The sequence below is a fragment of the Streptomyces sp. NPDC030798 genome (genome assembly GCF_055572275.1).
On sequence record NZ_JBVIDR010000005.1, the window covers coordinates 70,348 to 89,042 of the forward strand.

Below are 18,695 nucleotides of genomic sequence, written 5' to 3' on the forward strand. Positions count from 1 at the left end.
CGTCGGCCGTCTTCAGCAGTCGGAGCAGGAGGCCTGCCGGGCGAGGGGTTCCCGGGAGTCGGCGACCAGGTCGTAGAGATCGTCGGCCATCCACTCCAGGACGCGCCTTGGCGCCGTCACCCGGTGGCGCGACCGCCACTCGCGCAGGGCTCCGCCAGCGACCTGACAACGGGTGGGGCCGAGCCTTCCGGTTCAATGTCCGGTAAGCCAACGACCCATGGGGGAGACATGAGCCGATTCACCGCAGACGGCGTCGCGTTCGCGGACGTTCCGACGACCACCCTCGCCGATCTGCTCGGCCGTGGGCAGGTCATGGACATCGGTGTCCGGCCGCTGTGGCAGCCGGTGCCGCGTGTCGCCGGGCCCGCGTTCACCGTGCGCTGTCCGCCGGGGGACAACCTCATGCTGCACGCCGCGATTCACCGGGCCGAGCCGGGCGCGGTCGTCGTCGTCGAGTCCGGTGACCTCGACTACGCGCTGGCCGGCGGCAACGTCTGCGCGGTCGCGCAGCGCCGGGGCGTGGCCGGCTTCGTCCTGGACGGGCTGATCCGGGATCTCGCCGAGGTCCGTGACATGGGCTTTCCCGTCTTCGCCCGCGGGATCGTCCCCGTCCCCGGCGGCAAGAAGGTGGCCGGGCCGCTGAACGTCGAGGTGCGGTGCGGCGGGGTGGCGGTGCACGCCGGGGACGTCGTGGTCGCCGACGAGGAGGGCGTCGTGGTCGTCCCCCGCGCCCGCCGCGACGAGGTGCTGACCGCCGCCCGGGCCAAGCTGGCCAAGGAGGCCGGTGAGACCCTCGACGCCTGGGAGGAGGCCCACCGGGCGCGCATCGACGCGATCCTGCGCGATCAGGGCTTCCGGGACTGACCCGCCGGCCCCGCGGCGCCGCAGCCCCTCACCTTCCCGTCCGGTACGGCGCCGGGTCCGTCACCCACCCCGACGTCAGGATCAGCCGGGACTCCCGGTCGGCCGCCAGGAAGGCGAAGGGGCGGTCGAAGGTGGCACGGACGACGGTCGTCTCGTAGCGGGGCGGGCGCGGCGCGGCGCCGTACAGGCCCGTCACCGCCGTCACCGCGGCCGCGTGGAAGCCGAGGGCGCCGAAGCGGGCCAGCGCCGACTGCCGGGCCGCCCCGATGGCGAGCGGGGCGGTGGTGATGCCGGGGAAGTGGGACCGGCTCAGGTCCTGGGCCGTGGTGAGGCCGAACAGTGCGGGCAGGGCGAGCAGGTCGTGGTCGGCGCGGACCTCGTACGCCACCGTCCGCACGTCCAGCGTGATCGGCTCCGGCTCGGTGGCGGGTTCGCGGGCCACGTGCAGGCCCGGGCCGACGTGCCCGAACGGCAGGGCGCCGCCCCCGGTGACCGGCAGTGTGCGCTCCACGACGCCGACCCCGGCCGCGAGCACCTGGCCCGGCGTCATGCGCTCCTCCCCGAGGACGAGATGGACGTCGACGCCGTCGCCGCCGGGCACCGTGAGCGCGGTGACGAAGCCGTCCGGCGTGCCGGCGACCCCGACCCGGTCCGGGCGCACGCTCCTGCGGTGCAGCCCGAGCAGCGAACGGCCCTGCCAGGGACCGGACTCCGGGCGCAGCGCGGTCTCCGTGAACGGCTGCCGCCAGTGGGTGCGCAGGGTGAGCGCACCGGCCAGCACCAGGGCCGCGTCCCGTGCCAGGGCCACGGGCATCCGCTCCACGAGCCCGCCGGTGCGCTCGGCCGCCCACGCGTCCAGCCGCTCCTGCGCGGTGACGAGGTCGTCCCCGAACACCCCGTGCGTCCCGGCCGGCAGCCCGGCCCGCCACTCCTCCCGCAGCGGCAGCGCGTGGTGCGTCCACAGGCCGAGCGCCGCGTCCAGGCCCGGCAGCGACTGCAGGGTGGCCAGCAACTCCCGTGCAACGGCGGCCGCGTGGTCCGCCGGTACGCCGAGCGCCCCGGCCAGCTCCGCCCGTGCCGCGCTCGTCGCCCCGTCGGCCAGGAAGGCCAGCAGGGGCCACACGCCGGACGCCGAGAAGACCGTGCCGTCGGCGGGAGCGGCCGTCGCCGCCCACCGCGCGGTCAGCCCGTTCACCATGCGTACGGTGTCGCCGCCGACCTGGTTCGCCACCCTCATTCCGCCCCCGTTCGTGCCCCGCTTACCATGCGCAGTCGTACGTCAGTCCAGCCGCCGGCCCGTCGCCGGTCCTGCGCTGTCGCCGCCCGACCCAGGAGCACGGTACCGGTGTCCATACCTCCGCCCCCCGGCCCCCACCAGCCGCAAGGGCCTTATCAGCCACCCCAGCAGCCGTACCCGCAGGGGCCGTACGGGCCGCCGGCGTACCCGCAGGGCACGCAGGGACCGCCCGGCATGCAGGGACCGCCGGGACCGCAGAACCCGTACGGGGCGCCGGGGTACCAGCCGTGGGCGCAGGGCTACAGCCCCTACAACCGGCCCGCGCCCGTCAACGGCCTCGCCATCGCCTCCCTGGTGCTCGGCCTGCTGTGCTGTCTGCCGGGCGTGGGGCTGGTGCTCGGGCTGATCGCGCTGCCGCAGATCCGCCGGCGCGGTGAGCGCGGCACGGCGCTCGCGGTCACCGGTTCGGTGCTGTCGGGGCTCGGGCTCGCCCTGTGGGTCCTGATCCTCGCCACCGGCGGCGCGCACGACTTCTGGGAGGGCTTCAAGGAGGGCGCGCGCGACCGCTCGAGCCTCTCGCTCGTCAAGGGCGACTGCTTCGACGCGCCCGACGGGAAGCTCAGCGGCGAGACGTACGACGTCGACACGGTGCCCTGCTCCCGCGCGCACGACGGCGAGGTCTTCGCCTCCTTCCGGCTGCGCGAGGGCAGTTACCCCGGCGAGGACTCGGTGTCCGGCACCGCCGACGAGCGCTGCTACGGCCTCCAGGACACCTACGCCATGGACGGCTGGGCCGTACCGGACGACGTCGACGTGTACTACCTGACGCCCACCGAGGAGAGTTGGTCCGCCGGGGACCGGGAGGTCACCTGCGTGTTCGGCAGCGTGACCGAGGGCGGGAACCTCACCGGGTCGCTGCGCAACGACGAGACGGTCCTCGACAGCTACCAGGTCACGTATCTGAAGGCCGCTCATGTCCTGAACGCGGCGATGTACACCGCGCCGGACAGCGAGTACGTCGAGGACGACCTGCCGGGGCACAAGGCCTGGGCCGGGCGGGTGGCGAAGGCCCTGTCCGAGCAGGCGCGGATCCTGCGCGGGCGCACCTGGCCGGCCGGGGCGAAGAAGCTGGTCGCGGCCCTGGCCGCCGACCTGGACAAGGCGCGCGCGCAGTGGGCGAAGGCTGCGGAGGCCAAGGACGCCGACGGCTTCTACCGGCCCTACGACGCCGGCCTCCGGCTGCTCGCCCCGGAGAAGTCGGTGCCCGCGCGCAAGGCCCTCGGGCTGGAGACCACGCCGCCCAGCGACGACAGCGGGGACGCAGGCGACGACCGTGGCACGGGCAGCGGCGGCATGGAGGTGTGAGCGCGGGCCCGGCGGGGAGCTTCAAGGGAGGAAAGTGCCTGGGGTAAAGGCCTCCCCCGCACATGTCATCACATCGAGTGATTCTCTGGCCTTTGCTTGCACGGCGCAACCCACGGTTGCCACGCTGTTGCTGTCTGTACAACCTGATGGGAGTGGCCAGTGACTTTCGGTGAGCAGCCGGCGTACTTGCGTGTCGCGGGTGATCTCCGCAAGAAGATCGTCGACGGTTCACTGCCACCTCACACCCGGCTCCCCTCCCAGGCCCGCATCCGCGAGGAGTACGGCGTCTCGGACACGGTCGCGCTGGAGGCCCGCAAGGTACTCATGGCCGAGGGGCTCGTCGAGGGCCGCTCCGGATCGGGGACGTACGTGCGCGAGCGGCCCGTGCCCCGGCGGGTGGCCCGCTCCGGGTTCCGGCCGTCCGGGGGCGCCACGCCCTTCCGGCAGGAGCAGGCCGACGCCTCGATGCGCGGCACCTGGGAGTCCAGCAGCGAGCAGGCCGAGGCGGGGACGGCCATCGCCGAGCGGCTCGCCATCCGGCCGGGCGACCGGGTCATGCGGACGCGGTACCTGTTCCGGGACTCCGGGGAGCCGATGATGCTCTCCACCTCCTGGGAGCCCCTCGCCCTCACCGGGCGCACCCCCGTGATGCTGCCCGAGGAGGGGCCGCTCGGCGGCATGGGAGTGGCCGAGCGCATGCGGGCGATCGACGTCGTCGTCGACAACGTCACCGAGGAGGTGGGCGCCCGCCCCGGCCTCGCCGAGGAACTGCAGGCCCTGGGCGGCGTCCCCGGCCATGTCGTCCTCGTCATCCAGCGCACCTACTTCGCCTCCGGCCGCCCGGTGGAGACCGCCGACGTGGTGATCCCGGCCGACCGGTACCGGGTGGCGTATCACCTGCCCGTGAAGTGAGCGGTCGCCGCTGCGCGGCCGGCAGGCACGGGGCGTGGAGGTGGTTCGAAGCCCCGGACGCCGTGCGCCGCGTGAAGTAGCGCACACTCCGGCACGCCCTCGTCGCGGCACGCCTGCGCGCACCTGGCCGTCCGGCGCCGGTAAGGCCGTAGCGATCCGGCCGTTTTCCCAGGTGACCCACGGCGCGCCCGGCACCGCCCCGATGCACGGCAGCGGCGCGCGGGACGGCGCGTTCGCTGTCGTGCGCCCCCTGTGTTCTGGCTGGTTGCGTATCTCTTTGTGAAAAGGCGTATTCGCTCCGTGAAGGTTGGGCGTACGCTCGGGCATATGCGGATTGCGGTTTCCCTGGGCGCGGCACGGCGGGGGTGGGGCGGTGCGAGAAGGAACGGTGGGGGCGATGAGTGAGGGCACGGTCTCGCTGCCCTGGATCGTCATACGGCAGGACGACAACGGCAATCGCTACCGCGTGGGACGGTACGCGACCCGTGCCGAGGCCCAGAAGATCGCCGACAGCCTCGACGACCGCGGCCACAAACAGCTCTACTGGGTCGAGCGCATCGGCCAGAACGGGGACGGGACCCACAACTGACCCGCCGCGCACTCCCGTAGGCTCCGCCCCATGAGCGAACGGATCGTGGTGGTGGGAGCCGCCCTGCTCGACGCCGGCCGCCTCCTCGCCGCGCGCCGCAGCGCACCCCCGGAACTCGCCGGGCGCTGGGAGTTGCCCGGCGGCAAGGTCGAGCCCGGTGAGCGGCCCGAGGACGCCCTGGTGCGCGAACTGCACGAGGAACTCGGCGTCGACACCGAGGCGGTCGCGCGTGTCCCGGGGGAGTGGCCGCTGAGATCGCCGTACGTGCTGCACGTGTGGACCGCCCGGCTGCGCCCCGGCTCCCGCCCGCCCCGTCCCCTCGAGGACCACGACGAACTGCGCTGGCTCACCCCCGACCGGCTCTGGGAGGTGCCCTGGCTCGACCAGGACGTCCCGGCGGTCCGGGAGATCGAGGCACTGACCCTCTTCAAGGCGCCCGGCACTTCCGCTTGATGCGCGCGGCGGCTCGTACGCCGTTTGTGACATCGCGCGCTCCCCCGCGCGGTATGTGCCCCAGATACCGGGTATGTCCCCAGTACACCCATGAATCCGCACATGGGCGGGCTCGCTGGCCTGGGAAGTGATCGGCGTGATCGACACCGACGGCGACTGCGCCGAGTGGTCGTTTCCCGCGGAGCCGGGCGTCGTGCGCACCGCCCGTGCCGCGGTCCGGGGCCAGTTGCACGGCTGGGGCCTCGACTGCCTCGCCGACCTCGCCGCCCTGCTGGTCAGCGAGCTGGTCACCAACTCCCTGCGGCACGCCACCGGCCCGATCGGCGTACGGCTGGTACGCCCGGCCCGGCTCGGCGGCGCGCTGCTGGTCGAGGTCTCCGACCCGCTCCCCGACCTGCCCCGCGAGCGCAGGGCCCACCCCGAGGACGAGAACGGACGCGGGCTCCAACTGGTCGCCGACTCGTCCAGCCGCTGGGGCACCCGGCCCGCCGAAGCCGGAAAGACCGTCTGGTTCGAACTGGCGCTGCCCGGGTGAACCAGGTGTACGGCGCGCGGCGCGGCGTCCACTGCGCCACCGAGGGCGGGGACAGGGGGGAGGGCGCGTGATTCGAGGGCGTGTTCCCTGGTTAGAAGACTGGCAGTGGTGTCGCGGCCCGGTCCGAAAAGCGCCTGGACCGAGCTGTGATCGTGAACACCGTGTCGTGCGGCGCCGTAGTGCTGGATACTGCGGGCAGCCGCTTTTCGGTGACCGGTGCCGGGCGCGGTGAGCTGGAGGGGACGGTTCGCGTGAGCGAGATACCAGCGAGGGCCACGGAGTCCGAGGACCCGTCGGACGGCGCGAGGGGCCAGGGCGTACAGGCCGCACCCGTTGACGCCATGTGGCAGAGCAGTCCGCCCGGCTCCATCTACGACTACATCAAGGTCGCCTCCTTCTCCATCAGTCCCGGCGGGCTGGTCGACCAGTGGAGCCTGCGCGCCGAGCAGCTCTTCGGCATTCCGGCCGAACGGGCCGTCGGAATGGACCCGATCGAGGCCTTCATCGACCCCGATCTGCGTGAGCGCAGCCAGCGCAAGATGGCCGAGATCCTCGACGGGCGGGAGTGGACCGGTGTGGTCCCCTTCCGGATGCCGGACGGGCCCGACGGCCGGCGCGGCGAGGAGGGGCTCGCCGAGGTCTACGTCATGCCCACCCGCACCGCGGAGGGCGACAAGGCCGCCGTCTGCATCGTCGTGGACGTCCGCACCCTGCGCAGCATCGAGACCGACCTCGCCGCCTCGCAGTCGATATTCGGCCAATCCCCTTTTGGATTCCTGCTGATCGACCCGGATCTGAGGGTCCGTCGGGCCAACATGCGGTTCGCCTCCATCTTCGGCGGAACTCCGGACGACCACCGTGGCAAGGGGGTTCACGACTATCTGCCGCGCGGCGAGGCGGAGCGGGTTTCGGCCACCCTGCGCCGGGTGCTGCAGACCGGTGACTCCATCACCGACATGCATGTCACCGGCTTCGTCCCGGGGTCCGACGAGCGCCGGCACTGGTCCGTCAACCTCTACCGCGTGCACAGCGGCAGCGGCCGGCCCATCGGCATCGCCTGGCTCGGCATCGACATCACCTCCCGCCGCGCCGCCGCCCGCGAGGCCGCCGCCGCCCGGCGCAACCTCGCCCTGCTCAACGAGGCCGGGGCCCGTATAGGGAACTCCCTGGACCTGGAGACCACGGCCCGCGAACTCCTCGACGTCGTGGTCCCCGGCTTCTGCGACCTCGCCACCGTCGATCTCTACCAGGGCCTGCTCACCGGCGACGAGACCCCGCCCGGCCTCGTCGACGGCAGCGCCGAACTGCGCCGCGTCGCCTTCGCCAGTGCCGTCTCCGACGCGCCGTTCAGCGGCTCCGGCGAGCCCGTCGCGGTCGGCGCCGTGCACCACTTTCCGTTCAACTCGCCCTGCGCGGACGCCCTGCGCACCGCACGGCCGCGGAGCGTGCCCGCCGAGGAGGGCGGGCTCGTGCAGTCCACGCTGGCCGTGCCGATGGTCGCCCACGACACCGTCGTCGGCCTCGTGCAGTTCGCCCGGACCAAGGGCAGCGAGCCGTTCGGCGACCGCGACCGGGACCTCGCGGTGGAACTCGCCGCCCGCGCCGCCGTCTGCATCGACAACGCGCGCCTGTACCGCCGGGAGCACGAACGCGCGCTGATACTGCAGCGCTCCCTGCTCCCGCCCGGCGACCCCGAGGCCTCCGGCCTGGACATCGCCTGCCGCTACCTGCCCGGCAACGCCGCCACCGAGGTCGGCGGCGACTGGTTCGACGTGATCGAACTCCCCGGCCACCGCACGGCGCTGGTGGTCGGCGACGTCATGGGGCGCGGCCTGCGAGCGGCCGTCGCGATGGGCGAACTCCGCACGGCCGTACGGACGCTCGCGCTGCTGGACCTCGAACCGGCCGAGGTGCTCTCCGCGCTGGACGAGATCGCCCGCGGGCTCGGCACCCCCGGAGGGGTCCAGCAGGCCACGCGCACGGCACGCCAGCCGCGCGACGCCGACCTCTCCGAGGTGTACCTCGCGACCTGCGTGTACGCCGTCTACGACTCCGTCACCCGGCGCTGCACGTTCGCCAACGCCGGCCATCTGCCCCCGGTGCTGGTGGAGCCCGGCGAGGCGGCGCTGATGCTCGACGTGCCGCCGGGGATGCCGCTGGGCGTCGGCGGCGAGCCCTTCGAGGAGGTGGAGGTCGAACTCCCCGAGGGTGCGCTGCTCGCCCTCTACACGGACGGCCTGGTCGAGTCCCGCGACCATCCGCTGGACGAGGGCCTGCAGGCGTTCGTGGGCGCGCTGACCGACCCGAGCAGTCCGCTGGAGGACGTCTGCGACCACGTCCTCAACACCCTCGACACCCATCACGGCGAGGACGACATCGCGCTGCTGATGGCGCGCGTGCAGGGGTTGCCCGCCGAGTCGGTCGGCGACTGGACGCTGCCGCGCGAGCCGCGGAGTGTGGGGCGGGCCCGGGAGTACGCGCGTGCGCAGCTCGTCACCTGGGACCTGGAGCCGTTGGTCGACACCACCGAGCTGCTGGTCAGTGAGCTGGTGACGAACGCGTTGCGGTACGGCGAGGGCGACATCAGGCTACGGCTGCTGCTGGACCGGACGCTGGTGTGCGAGGTGTGGGACTCCGGGCTGGTGCAGCCGCGGCGGCGGCGGGCGCGGGACACGGACGAGGGGGGACGGGGGCTGCAGTTGGTCGGGCTGCTCAGTGCGGCCTGGGGGTCCCGGCGGACGCCTCGCGGCAAGACGGTGTGGTTCGAGTTGCCCTTGCCGGGTGGGGAGAACGGGTTGACCGATCCGGCGGAGGCACTGCTGAGCCTCTTCTGAGCGCGGGTGACCGGGTGACTTCGCGGGCGGCCGAGGCCCACAGGTGGAGGCCGCGACAGAGGCCCCTGCAGACGGCGGCTGCCCGGGTGACTCGGCTGGGTGACGGGTGCAGGCGACTCGGTCGGGCGGAGGGAGCCGGGTCCGGGCGCTCGGGCAGGCGGTGGCTGCCGATGCCGGGGGAGTGGCTGCCACCCGTGTGACGGGTCTACGGCAGGCGGCGGCGGGCCCGTGTCTGCGGGCCGCCGAAACTCACCGGCGGGCCTCCGTCCGGTTCCTCCGCGAGGAGGATGCCGCCGAGGACGGCGCCGGACAGGCCGGCGGCGTGGGCGTCGCTCTCCGCGAAGGGGTTGCCGTGCGCGCGGACGTCCCGCTCGGCCAGGTCCCGGGCCTCCCGGGCGGGCAGCTCCACCTCGGCACCCCGCGCACCCCCCGCCCCCAGGGCCCGTACCGCCTGTGCCAGCCGCGCACGCGCCTCCGCACCCACCGCCGCCCGGTGGACGGCGACGAAGTCCTCGGCCGCCGTGACGGTACTGCGCGCCACCAGCAGGGCGGCGGTGTCCGTCACCCCCGACCGCCCGACCTCCAGGCGCTCCACGGCCCGGGCGATGCGCCGCAGCGCGTCCAGCGGGTCGTACGGCCCCCCGGTCAGCTCCGCGCGTACGGCTGACAGGACGCCGTCGGCGTGGGCGAGGCGGGCGTGCAGTTCACCGCCGGCCAGCCGGCTGTGCCCGCCCTCCTTGCGTGCCTCGGCGATCTCCGCCTCCCCGCCGGTCAGCGCGGCCGGCACCAGAGCGGCTGCCTCCCGCACCTGTGCCACGAGCCGTTCCACCCCGCCCACCAGGACGCCGGCCTGGGCGACACCGCCCTCGGCGGCGCGCAGATGCCGGGCGGCGCGTGTCCCGTCACCGGAATCGGCCGCCTGCCGGGCCTCGTTGAGCTGGACGGTGGCGAACACCAGGCGGTCCTTGGCCTGTTCGACGTACCCGGTGACCGGCGCACCGGCCGAGGGCGCGTACCGCTCGTGGAGCAGCGCGGCCGTGGCCTGGGCCGCAGCCGTCCGCGCGGTCAGCTCCCGGAACCGGGTCTCGGCGACGCCCAGGGCCTCACCCACCCCTTGTTCCAGCCCCCGCAGCCGGTCCAGCTCCTCCGCCTGCGCGTCCAGCAGCCGCCCGGCCTCCGCGCACCGCCCGACCACGCCCACCAGCGCCTGCCGCCGGGTCCCCTCGTCCCCGGGGACCCCCTCCTCGTACCGCCGCCAGATCGCGAACGCGGCCGCGAGCTCGGTTTCCGCGGACCGCAGGGCGTGCACGAACGGTTCGACCGCTTCGTCGGGGAACAGGGCCCGCACGAAGGCGAGTTCCTCGCTGCTGCCGCGCACACAGTCGTCGGCGAGCACCAGCGCGGCTCGGGCCTGCCGCTCCGACTCGTACGAGGTCGGTACGGGCGGCGCCGCCGACACCACGCCCGGTGTCGTGCGGGTCCGGGCCCGCCGGGTGCGGCGCAGGTAGCTGTAACCGGCCAGCACGCCGGCCGCGCCGACGGCCACGAGGGGCAGCAGGAGATCGGCACCGGAGGTCTCGTCCTGGGGTGACGCGACGGCACCGGCGACCGGCTCGCTCCGGGCGGCGGGAACCGGATCACCACCACCGACCGTCATCACCGGCAACACCAGCCACCCTGCCCCGGCCAGTGCACCCACCACGGCATGCACCGCCCGCACCCGTATGTGCGCGGTGGCACGCCGGGGGCGGCCCCGGACCCGGAAGGACGTCACATTTCGGAGCGTATGGGCAGGTAGACGCCTTCGCGAGCGGGACGGATACAGGTGGGGGAAGAGAAGGACAGGGGGCAGAAATGCACAACCGACCCGAGGAACCACCCACACCCACCCACCCCGAACAGGCCCCACCCCCCACCCCGCCCGACACCGAGCGCACCCCACCGCCCCCACCCGCACTCGCCGACGGCGGGTCCGCCCCACCAGGGCCACTCGCACCCGGCGGTGAGAGCCGCACGGGTGGTGCGGATGGGGAGGGCCGGGGAGCCGACGGCGAAGCCGAGGCGAAACGGCGACGCCCCCGACGCCCCCGCCCCCGCACCCTCGTGCTCACCGCCGTCCTCCTCCTGCTCCTCCCCCTCCTCACCGCCGAAACCGCCCTCCGCCTCAACTACACCGGCACCCCCCTCCCCGGCACCCAGACCCGCCACAAGGACGCCCTCTGGCTCGGCCACGCCTGGCTGGACGGTCGTAAGACCGACCGGGACGTCGAAGCCCTCGCCCAGCGCCTGAAGGCAACCGGCATCCGCGACCTGTACGTCCACGCCGGCCCCCTGGAGCACGACGGGACCCTCCCCAAGTCGGCGTATCCAAGAGCGACCTGGCTGATATCGGCCCTGCACAGGGCCGCGCCGCGCCTCCGCGTCCAGGCCTGGCTCGGCGACAGACTGGCCACGGAGAGCCCCGACGGCCTGCGTCTGGACCGCACCGCCACCCGCGCCGCGATCCTCGCCTCCACCCGCCGGATCCTCGCCGCCGGCTTCCAGGGCGCCCACTTCGACCTGGAGCCCCTGCACTCCGGCGACCGGGACTACCTCGCCCTCCTCGACGACCTCCGCGCCCTCACCCACGCCCGCCACGCACTGCTCTCCGTCGCGGCCCACCAGATCGACCCGCTGCCGGCCTTCCACTCCTTCTGGGGCGCGACCACCGGGCATCCCAAGTGGTGGTCGCAGGCGTACTTCGGGCAGGTGGCCCGCCGAGTCGACCAGATCGCCGTGATGTCGTACGACACCATGCAGCCGCTGCAGAGCCTGTACGGCGGCTACGTCGCCCAGCAGACCAGCCTCGCGCTGGAGGTCACGCCGAAGAGCACGGACCTCCTCATGGGCCTGCCCTTCTACCACGAGAACCGGTTCGGCCACTGGGCGCACGCCGAGACCGTCCCGGCCGCCGTGCGCGGGGTGCGGCTCGGCCTGTCCCGTACCGACGCCGACCGCGCCCGCTTCGGCGTGGCCCTGTACGTGGACTTCGCGGCGACGGAGGACGACTGGAGCGCGTACCGGAAGGATTGGGCAAATCATTGACGTCACGGCCGCCGACAGCTGGGATGCTGATCGTCATGCACATGAGCCTGGTGGTCATCGGCGTCCTGGTCGTGACGTTGATGGCGGGGTTGGGGATCGCGGCCATCACGACGGGCTGGGTGCTGCCGATCCGCCGGAACCGGATCCTGCGTCCGAAGCTGCTGGGTTACGGTCAGCTCTTCGGCGCGGTCGGGGCATCCCTCTGGATGTTCCTCGGGGTGTTCCCCGCCAGGCTCGACGTGCTCCCGATTCTCGGCTGGTTCATGTTCATGGGGAGCCTGGGGATCAGCAAGCTCGCCGAGCGCCCCGGCCGCACCCCCACACTGCCCCCTACGGACTCCGCCTCCTGATCTTCGACCCCAGCCACACCAGCGGGTCGTACTTGCGGTCGACGGCGCGCTCCTTCAGGGGGATCAGCGCGTTGTCGGTGATCTTGATGCCCTCGGGGCAGACCTCCGTACAGCACTTGGTGATGTTGCAGTAGCCGAGCCCGTGCTCGTCCTGGGCCGTGGTCTTGCGGTCCAGGCCGGTCTCGGCGGCCGCGTCCAGCGGGTGCATGTCCAGCTCGGCCACCCGCATCAGGAAGCGCGGACCCGCGAAAGCCCGCTTGTTCTCCTCGTGGTCACGGACCACATGGCAGGTGTCCTGGCACAGGAAGCACTCGATGCACTTGCGGAACTCCTGCGGCCGGTCCACGTCCTCCTGCATCATCCGGTACTCGCCCGGGGCGAGCCCGGCCGGCGGCACGAACGCGGGAACCTCCCTGGCCTTCTGGTAGTTGAAGCCGACGTCCGTCACCAGATCGCGGATCACCGGGAAGGCGCGCAGCGGCGTCACGGTGATCATCTCCTCGCGGTCGAACACCGACATCCGCGTCATGCACATCAGCCGGGGCCGCCCGTTGATCTCCGCCGAGCACGAACCGCACTTGCCCGCCTTGCAGTTCCAGCGCACGGCCAGGTCCGGGGCCTGGGTGGCCTGGAGGCGGTGGATGATGTCGAGGACGACCTCGCCTTCGTTGACCTCGATCGTGAAGTCCTGCAGGCCGCCGCCCTCCGCGTCGCCCCGCCACACCTTGAAGCGGGCCTCGTAGCTGCTCATTCGTACAGCTCCTCTTCGGCGAGGTACTTGACCAGCTCCTCCTTCTCGAAGAGGGCGAGCAGGTCCGGGCGGATGGGGTCGGTGGTCTCGCGGGCGAGGCGGATCTGGCCGCGGGCCGGGTCGGTGGCCGCCAGGCCCCCGGTGGGGTCCGCCAGCGTGCACAGCAGGTTCACGTTGCGCCACCTGCGGTCCATCGTGGGATGGTCCTCGCGGGTGTGGCCGCCGCGCGACTCGGTGCGTTCGAGCGCGGCCCGGGCCACGCACTCACTGACCAGCAGCATGTTCCTGAGGTCCAGGGCGAGGTGCCAGCCCGGGTTGAACTGGCGGTGGCCCTCGACGCCGGCCCGGCGGGCGCGTACCCGCAGCTCGGCGAGCTTGTGCAGGGCCTGCTCCATCTCGCCCTCGCGGCGGATGATGCCGACCAGGTCGTTCATGGTCTGCTGGAGTTCCTGGTGCAGGCTGTAGGGGTTCTCCGGCGGTCCGGCCTCGCCCTCCGCCTCCACCGAGAACGGCCGCAGGGCCTCCGCGGCGGCCGCGTTGACCTGGGTGTCGTCCACCGGCGGGCGCTCGTGCGCCAGCCCTTGGGCGTACTCCGCCGCGTGCCAGCCCGCCCGGCGTCCGAACACCAGCAGGTCGGAGAGGGAGTTGCCGCCGAGGCGGTTGGAGCCGTGCATGCCGCCGGCCACCTCACCGGCGGCGTACAGCCCGGGCACCCCGCGCGCCGCCGCGGTGTCGGACTCGACCGCGATGCCGCCCATCACGTAGTGGCAGGTCGGCCCGACCTCCATCGCCTCGGCCGTGATGTCGACGTCGGCCAGCTCCTTGAACTGGTGGTACATCGACGGCAGCCGGCGCCGGATGACCTCCGCCGGCATGCGGGTCGACACGTCCAGGAAGACACCGCCGTGCGGGGAGCCGCGGCCGGCCTTCACCTCGGAGTTGATCGCCCGGGCCACCTCGTCGCGGGGGAGCAGTTCGGGCGGGCGCCGGTTGTGGTCCGGGTCGTCGTACCACCGGTCGGCCTCCTCCTCCGACTCGGCGTACTTCTCCTTGAAGACGTCCGGGATGTAGTCGAACATGAACCGCTTGCCCTCGGAGTTGCGCAGCACCCCGCCGTCGCCGCGCACGGACTCGGTGACGAGGATGCCCTTCACCGACGGCGGCCAGACCATGCCCGTCGGGTGGAACTGCACGAACTCCATGTTCACCAGGGGCGCGCCCGCGAGCAGGGCCAGCGCGTGACCGTCGCCGGTGTACTCCCAGGAGTTGGAGGTGACCTTGAAGGACTTGCCGATGCCGCCGGTGGCGAGGACCACCGCCGGTGCCTCCAGGACGAAGAAGCGGCCGGCTTCGCGCACGTAGGCGAAGACCCCGCAGACGCGTTCGCCCGCGGCGGAGCCGCTGTCGGACCCTGTCTTGAGGACGCGGGTGACCGTGCACTCCTGGAAGACCTTCAGCCGGGACTCGTAGTCCCCGGTCTCCTCGAAGTCCTCCTGCTGCAGCGCGACGATCTTCTGCTGCAGGGTGCGGATCAGCTCCAGGCCGGTGCGGTCACCGACGTGGGCGAGGCGCGGGTACTCGTGGCCGCCGAAGTTGCGCTGCGAGATCCGGCCGTCCTTCGTACGGTCGAACAGCGCGCCCCAGGTCTCCAGTTCCCACACCCGGTCCGGAGCCTCCTGGGCGTGCAGCTCGGCCATCCGCCACTGGTTGAGGAACTTGCCGCCGCGCATGGTGTCGCGGAAGTGCACCTGCCAGGTGTCGTGCTCGTTGGCGTTGGCCATGGCGGCCGCGATGCCGCCCTCGGCCATCACGGTGTGCGCCTTGCCGAACAGCGACTTGCAGATCACCGCCGTACGGGCGCCCCGCTCGCGCGCCTCGATCGCGGCCCGCAGCCCGGCGCCCCCGGCACCGACCACGACGACGTCCCACTCCTGCCGGTCGACCACGGACATCAGTTGGGTTCCTCACTGGGATCTCTAGAAGAAGCGCGGATCGTCGAAGACGCCGGACGCCACCAGGTAGACGTAGAAGTCGGCGAGCGCCACGCTCAGCAGCGACGCCCAGGCGAGCTGCATGTGCCGGGCGTTGAGCCTGCCGACGAACTGCCACGCCTTGTAGCGCACGGGGTGCTTGGAGAAGTGCTTGAGCTTGCCGCCGACGATGTGCCGGCAGGAGTGGCAGGAGATCGTGTACGCCCAGATCAGCACGATGTTGACCAGGAAGACGAGGGTGCCGAGGCCCATGTGGCCCCAGCGGTAGTGCTGGTCGCGGAAGGACAGCACGGTGTCGTAGGTCAGCACGCCGGCGACCAGGATCGCGGCGTAGAAGAAGTACCGGTGGACGTTCTGCAGGATGAGCGGGAAGCGGGTCTCGCCGGTGTAGCGGCGGTGCGGCTCGGCGACGGCGCAGGCGGGCGGCGACGCCCAGAAGCTGCGGTAGTACGCCTTGCGGTAGTAGTAGCAGGTCAGCCGGAAGCCGAGCGGGAAGATCAGGATGATGATCGCGGGGGAGATGCCCCACCAGCCGCCGAAGAGGTCGGCGTTCGGGCCGGCGTGCATGGTGCGGCAGTTCTCCGCCAGGCACGGCGAGTAGAACGGGGAGACGTAGGGCGCCGCGTAGTAGTACGCGTCGGCGAACGCCCGCCAGGTCGAGTAGACGACGAAGGCGAACAGACCGGCCGCGGTGACGGCGGGCGCCAGCCACCAGCGGTCGGTCCGCAGATGCGGTGCGGCGATCGCGGCGCGCGTACGGGTGTGTACGCCGCCGCTGTTTCGTTGTGGCTCCGTACCAGTGGCCAAGGCAGGACTCCGGTCGGTTCGGGGGGTCGGTGGCGGGCCGGTCGCGCTCAGGGCGCGTGCCGGTCGCGGGCGCCCAGTCCCTCGTCGTCCGAGTCCGTCCACAGGCTGATGTCGTACGGGGTGTCGGAGATGGTGACGAGTTCGGGGCGGGCGGCGGCGGCCGGACTGCTGGCCGCTTCCCGCAGCAGCGCGAGGCTCTCGCGCAGATGGTCGGCGTCCATCCGGACCCGGCGCATCTCCAGGCCACCGCTGCCGAGCTGCTTCTCCAGGCGTCCCAGCGACCGGTAGAGGTCGTCGAGACAGCGCTGGACCGATGTCAGGTCGTCGTGCACGGACATGACTTGCCCTCACTTCCACGGGTCCCGCGGGCCCTGGACGGCGATGTCAGGCGCCTTGGAGTGTTGCGCCTCACACCTGGTGCTGTGAAGAGATGTGCACCGATTGGCTGAGGCGTGCGGATGCACATTCGGGTGTGTTGCGCCACACGGGTGGCCTTACGCTCCGTCGCCGTCGTGTCGCCCGCTGTTGCTGGATCCTTTCCTCTTCAGTGGGGTGCATAGATCTGATCAGCTCCATATACCGCCAAAAGTGATCAGCTACACATTTCGAACAAAGTGAGCGTAACGCCCGCGGCATTCCGGAGGTAGCAGAGATGTCCTACGACGGCGTCGGCCTGCGCGCGGTCCTGCGCTCGGCCGCCTTCCTCACGGCGGGCGCTCTCACGGTGCCCCTGCTCGCCGGGTGCGGCTCCGACGAGAAGCCGAGCAAGCCTCTGGCCGGGCAGGACATCGCCGCCGTGAGCCGGGACAAGGTCGCCTCGGGCGGCACCCTGAAGTGGGCCGTGGACGCCGTACCGGAGACCCTGAACACCTTCCAGGCCGACGCCGACGCGGGTACCACCCGGGTCGCCCAGGCCGTGCTGCCGTCGATGTTCCGCCTCGACGCCGCCGGCCGGCCGGTCGCCAACCCGGCCTATCTGGAATCGGCCAAGGTCATCGAGACCGAGCCGCGCCAGGTCGTGCTGTACAAGCTGAACCAGCAGGCCGTCTGGAGCGACGGCCGGGAGATCGGCGCCGCCGACTTCGTCGCCCAGTGGCGCGCCCTGTCCGGCAGGGACAGCGCCTACTGGACCGCCCGCAACGCCGGCTACGACCGCATCGCCAAGATCGAGCGCGGCGCCAACGACCTCCAGGTCCGGGTCACCTTCTCCCGCCCCTACGCCGACTGGCGGTCGCTGTTCTCCCCGCTGTACCCGAAGGACGTCATGGGCACCCCGGACGCCTTCAACGACGGCGCCCGCCGCAAGCTGCAGGTCACCGCCGGCCCCTTCAAGGTGGACAAGGTCGACACCGCCAAGAAGGACATCGTCCTCACCCGCAACCCCCGCTGGTGGGGCAGCCCCGCCAAGCTCGACCAGATCGTGCTGCACGCCGTCGACCGCGACAAGCGGGTCGCGGCGCTCGCCGACGGCACGGTGGACCTCGCCGACATCGACGCCTCCGACGCCGAGCGGATCGGCCTCGCCAGCCGCCAGAAGGGCATGGGCAGCCCGCTCACGGGCGGCGGCAGAACCTCCGCCAGGAAGCTGCGCACCTGGGCGCTCGCGCACGGCTTCGACGCCGACCAGGTGAAGGCCGGCCGGAAGAAGCTGGGCAGGGCCATCGGCCGGTACCTCGAGCAGCAGCAGGAACTGCGCGCCTTCGAGGTTCGCAAGTCGCTGGAGCCCGCTTACACCCAGCTCGCCCTCAACGGCGCCCAGGGCCCCCTCGCCGACGAACGGGTCCGCCGGGCCCTGGCCCGCGCCCTCGACCGCGCGGAGCTGGCCAAGCTCGTGCTGACCCCGCTGGGCCTGCCCGCCGTGCCGGTCGGCAGCCACCTCGCCCTGTCCGGCCAGGCCGCCTACGCCGACGGGAGCGACGCGCTCGGCGGCCAGGACACCGCGGAGGCCGAGGCGCTGCTCGCCGACGCCGGCTGGGTGCGGGGCGGGCCGGTGAAGGAGAAGAAGGGGGAGAAGGCGGCCGGACCGCAGCAGGAGAAGGGCGAGAAGGGCGAGAAGAAGTCCGACGGCGGCAAGGACGGCGAGTACATCGTCGGCGAGGACGACAAGGGTCCGCGCCAGGACAGGGACGCCTCGGACGACGACCGCGACAGGGGCGACCGCGGCGAGGGGCACCTCGCGCCGGGCGACGGCAAGCAGTACTCCGGCAAGGAGCCCGGGCACGGCGGCGCGCCGGGCGCGTACGCCCCGCAGGGCACCGCGGCCCCGGCCGGTGTCGTCAGCAGGCCGCTCGCCAAGGACGGCACGGCGCTCACCCTCCGCTTCGTCCTGCCCTCGGGACCCGGCTCGGACACGCTGAACACCGTCGCCCAGCGGATCTCCCTCATGCTGGAGAAGGTCGGCATCGGCACGATCGTCACCAAGGTCTCCGACGAGAGCTATTTCAAGGACCACATCGCCGCCGGGGACTACGACCTCGCCCTGTACTCCTGGCCCTCCTCCGCCTTCCCCGCGACCGACGCCCGGCCGATCTACGCCAAGCCGGTGCCCGCCGCCGACGGCTCGGTGAACGTCGAGCAGAACTTCACCCGGGTCGGCACCGACCAGGTGGACCAGCTCTTCGACCAGGCCGCGGCCACACTGGACGAGGACGAGGAGCGCTCCCTGATCCGCAAGGCCGACTCGCGCATCTGGGCCGCGGCGGGCTCCATCCCCCTCTACCAGCGGCCTCAGCTGGTCGGCGTGCGCAAGAACCTGGTCAACGCAGGCGCCTTCGGGTTCCAGACGCCCATCTACGAGGACATGGGATTCCTGAAGAAGGGAGCGAAGATCCCGGCACCGGCTCCGGAGGCCAAGTGACCGCCCGTTCGATCCCGGCGCGCCCCCGGTGCGGCGGCCACGTACCATGGGGTGAGGCCGTGGCGT

General features: G+C 72.5%; 16 protein-coding genes. 10 read left to right on the forward strand and 6 right to left on the reverse strand.

The genetic code is table 11. From position 1 onward, the window contains the following. Positions 1 to 228: 228 nt before the first annotated feature. Positions 229 to 864 (forward strand): RraA family protein, encoded by a 636-nt coding sequence (locus tag ACZ404_RS13290; protein WP_468439135.1) that lies wholly within the window; start codon positions 229 to 231, stop codon positions 862 to 864. A gap of 28 nt (positions 865 to 892) precedes the next feature. Here the strand turns inward: ACZ404_RS13290 and ACZ404_RS13295 are convergent, their stop codons facing one another. Then, positions 893 to 2,101 carry a serpin family protein gene (locus tag ACZ404_RS13295; protein ID WP_468439137.1) on the reverse strand — a complete coding sequence of 403 codons (1,209 nt, stop codon included), beginning with the start codon at positions 2,099 to 2,101 and terminating at the stop codon, positions 893 to 895. A 108-nt stretch (positions 2,102 to 2,209) separates the two neighbouring features. On the opposite strand from ACZ404_RS13295, the gene ACZ404_RS13300 reads away from it, so the two are divergent. The 6 genes from ACZ404_RS13300 to ACZ404_RS13325 all read left to right on the forward strand — a co-directional run bounded on the left by ACZ404_RS13300 (position 2,210) and on the right by ACZ404_RS13325 (position 8,789). After that, positions 2,210 to 3,466, forward strand: a complete 1,257-nt coding sequence (locus ACZ404_RS13300) for a DUF4190 domain-containing protein (protein ID WP_468439139.1) — start codon at positions 2,210 to 2,212, stop codon at positions 3,464 to 3,466. Positions 3,467 to 3,625: 159 nt separating this feature from the next. Further along, positions 3,626 to 4,378, forward strand: a complete 753-nt coding sequence (locus ACZ404_RS13305) for a GntR family transcriptional regulator (protein WP_468439141.1) — start codon at positions 3,626 to 3,628, stop codon at positions 4,376 to 4,378. Between the two features lie 397 nt (positions 4,379 to 4,775). Then, a complete protein-coding gene (locus tag ACZ404_RS13310) occupies positions 4,776 to 4,967 on the forward strand; it encodes an SPOR domain-containing protein (protein WP_228625954.1) in 192 nt (63 codons plus the stop codon). Between the two features lie 30 nt (positions 4,968 to 4,997). Then, positions 4,998 to 5,420, forward strand: coding sequence for a (deoxy)nucleoside triphosphate pyrophosphohydrolase (locus tag ACZ404_RS13315; protein ID WP_468439144.1), 423 nt, complete (start codon positions 4,998 to 5,000; stop codon positions 5,418 to 5,420). 127 nt (positions 5,421 to 5,547) lie between these two features. Further along, entirely contained in the window at positions 5,548 to 5,955 is a 408-nt protein-coding gene (locus tag ACZ404_RS13320) for an ATP-binding protein (protein WP_468439146.1), read from the forward strand. Between the two features lie 251 nt (positions 5,956 to 6,206). Beyond that, complete coding sequence (locus ACZ404_RS13325; protein ID WP_468439148.1) at positions 6,207 to 8,789, forward strand: SpoIIE family protein phosphatase; 2,583 nt, start codon at positions 6,207 to 6,209, stop codon at positions 8,787 to 8,789. A 205-nt stretch (positions 8,790 to 8,994) separates the two neighbouring features. Here ACZ404_RS13325 and ACZ404_RS13330 read toward each other — a convergent pair whose 3' ends face one another. Continuing rightward, the gene (locus tag ACZ404_RS13330) at positions 8,995 to 10,563 is read right to left on the reverse strand and encodes a hypothetical protein (protein ID WP_468439150.1); all 1,569 of its coding nucleotides are present in this window, start codon (positions 10,561 to 10,563) and stop codon (positions 8,995 to 8,997) included. An 80-nt stretch (positions 10,564 to 10,643) separates the two neighbouring features. Between ACZ404_RS13330 and ACZ404_RS13335 the strand changes: the two genes are divergently transcribed. Next, complete coding sequence (locus tag ACZ404_RS13335) at positions 10,644 to 11,873, forward strand: hypothetical protein (protein ID WP_468439152.1); 1,230 nt, start codon at positions 10,644 to 10,646, stop codon at positions 11,871 to 11,873. Between the two features lie 41 nt (positions 11,874 to 11,914). Continuing rightward, entirely contained in the window at positions 11,915 to 12,223 is a 309-nt protein-coding gene (locus ACZ404_RS13340; protein WP_468439154.1) for a hypothetical protein, read from the forward strand. Here the strand turns inward: ACZ404_RS13340 and ACZ404_RS13345 are convergent. The 4 genes from ACZ404_RS13345 to ACZ404_RS13360 are packed head-to-tail and all read right to left on the reverse strand — an operon-like array spanning position 12,204 to position 16,110. Continuing rightward, entirely contained in the window at positions 12,204 to 12,974 is a 771-nt protein-coding gene (locus tag ACZ404_RS13345) for a succinate dehydrogenase/fumarate reductase iron-sulfur subunit (RefSeq protein WP_468439156.1), read from the reverse strand. The two genes, ACZ404_RS13340 and ACZ404_RS13345, sit on opposite strands and share 20 nt — an antisense overlap. After that, positions 12,971 to 14,926 carry a fumarate reductase/succinate dehydrogenase flavoprotein subunit gene (locus tag ACZ404_RS13350; RefSeq protein ID WP_468439158.1) on the reverse strand — a complete coding sequence of 652 codons (1,956 nt, stop codon included), beginning with the start codon at positions 14,924 to 14,926 and terminating at the stop codon, positions 12,971 to 12,973. Before ACZ404_RS13350 ends, ACZ404_RS13345 begins: the two co-directional genes overlap by 4 nt. Positions 14,927 to 14,950: 24 nt before the next feature. Next, the gene (locus ACZ404_RS13355; RefSeq protein WP_468439160.1) at positions 14,951 to 15,772 is read right to left on the reverse strand and encodes a hypothetical protein; all 822 of its coding nucleotides are present in this window, start codon (positions 15,770 to 15,772) and stop codon (positions 14,951 to 14,953) included. 47 nt (positions 15,773 to 15,819) lie between these two features. Continuing rightward, complete coding sequence (locus tag ACZ404_RS13360; RefSeq protein ID WP_468439162.1) at positions 15,820 to 16,110, reverse strand: hypothetical protein; 291 nt, start codon at positions 16,108 to 16,110, stop codon at positions 15,820 to 15,822. Positions 16,111 to 16,424: 314 nt separating this feature from the next. On the opposite strand from ACZ404_RS13360, the gene ACZ404_RS13365 reads away from it, so the two are divergent. Further along, entirely contained in the window at positions 16,425 to 18,629 is a 2,205-nt protein-coding gene (locus ACZ404_RS13365) for an ABC transporter family substrate-binding protein (RefSeq protein WP_468439164.1), read from the forward strand. The last annotated feature ends 66 nt before the right edge of the window (positions 18,630 to 18,695 follow it).

What these genes read in the sequence shown, in the direction of transcription:
- ACZ404_RS13365 (WP_468439164.1), top strand. Translation starts at nt 16,425, where the DNA reads ATGTCCTACGACGGCGTCGGCCTGCGCGCGGTCCTGCGCTCGGCCGCC.
- ACZ404_RS13345 (WP_468439156.1), bottom strand. Translation starts at nt 12,974, where the DNA reads ATGAGCAGCTACGAGGCCCGCTTCAAGGTGTGGCGGGGCGACGCGGAG.
- ACZ404_RS13360 (WP_468439162.1), bottom strand. Translation starts at nt 16,110, where the DNA reads ATGTCCGTGCACGACGACCTGACATCGGTCCAGCGCTGTCTCGACGAC.
- ACZ404_RS13340 (WP_468439154.1), top strand. Translation starts at nt 11,915, where the DNA reads ATGAGCCTGGTGGTCATCGGCGTCCTGGTCGTGACGTTGATGGCGGGG.
- ACZ404_RS13310 (WP_228625954.1), top strand. Translation starts at nt 4,776, where the DNA reads ATGAGTGAGGGCACGGTCTCGCTGCCCTGGATCGTCATACGGCAGGAC.
- ACZ404_RS13335 (WP_468439152.1), top strand. Translation starts at nt 10,644, where the DNA reads ATGCACAACCGACCCGAGGAACCACCCACACCCACCCACCCCGAACAG.
- ACZ404_RS13315 (WP_468439144.1), top strand. Translation starts at nt 4,998, where the DNA reads ATGAGCGAACGGATCGTGGTGGTGGGAGCCGCCCTGCTCGACGCCGGC.
- ACZ404_RS13290 (WP_468439135.1), top strand. Translation starts at nt 229, where the DNA reads ATGAGCCGATTCACCGCAGACGGCGTCGCGTTCGCGGACGTTCCGACG.
- ACZ404_RS13350 (WP_468439158.1), bottom strand. Translation starts at nt 14,926, where the DNA reads ATGTCCGTGGTCGACCGGCAGGAGTGGGACGTCGTCGTGGTCGGTGCC.
- ACZ404_RS13295 (WP_468439137.1), bottom strand. Translation starts at nt 2,101, where the DNA reads ATGAGGGTGGCGAACCAGGTCGGCGGCGACACCGTACGCATGGTGAAC.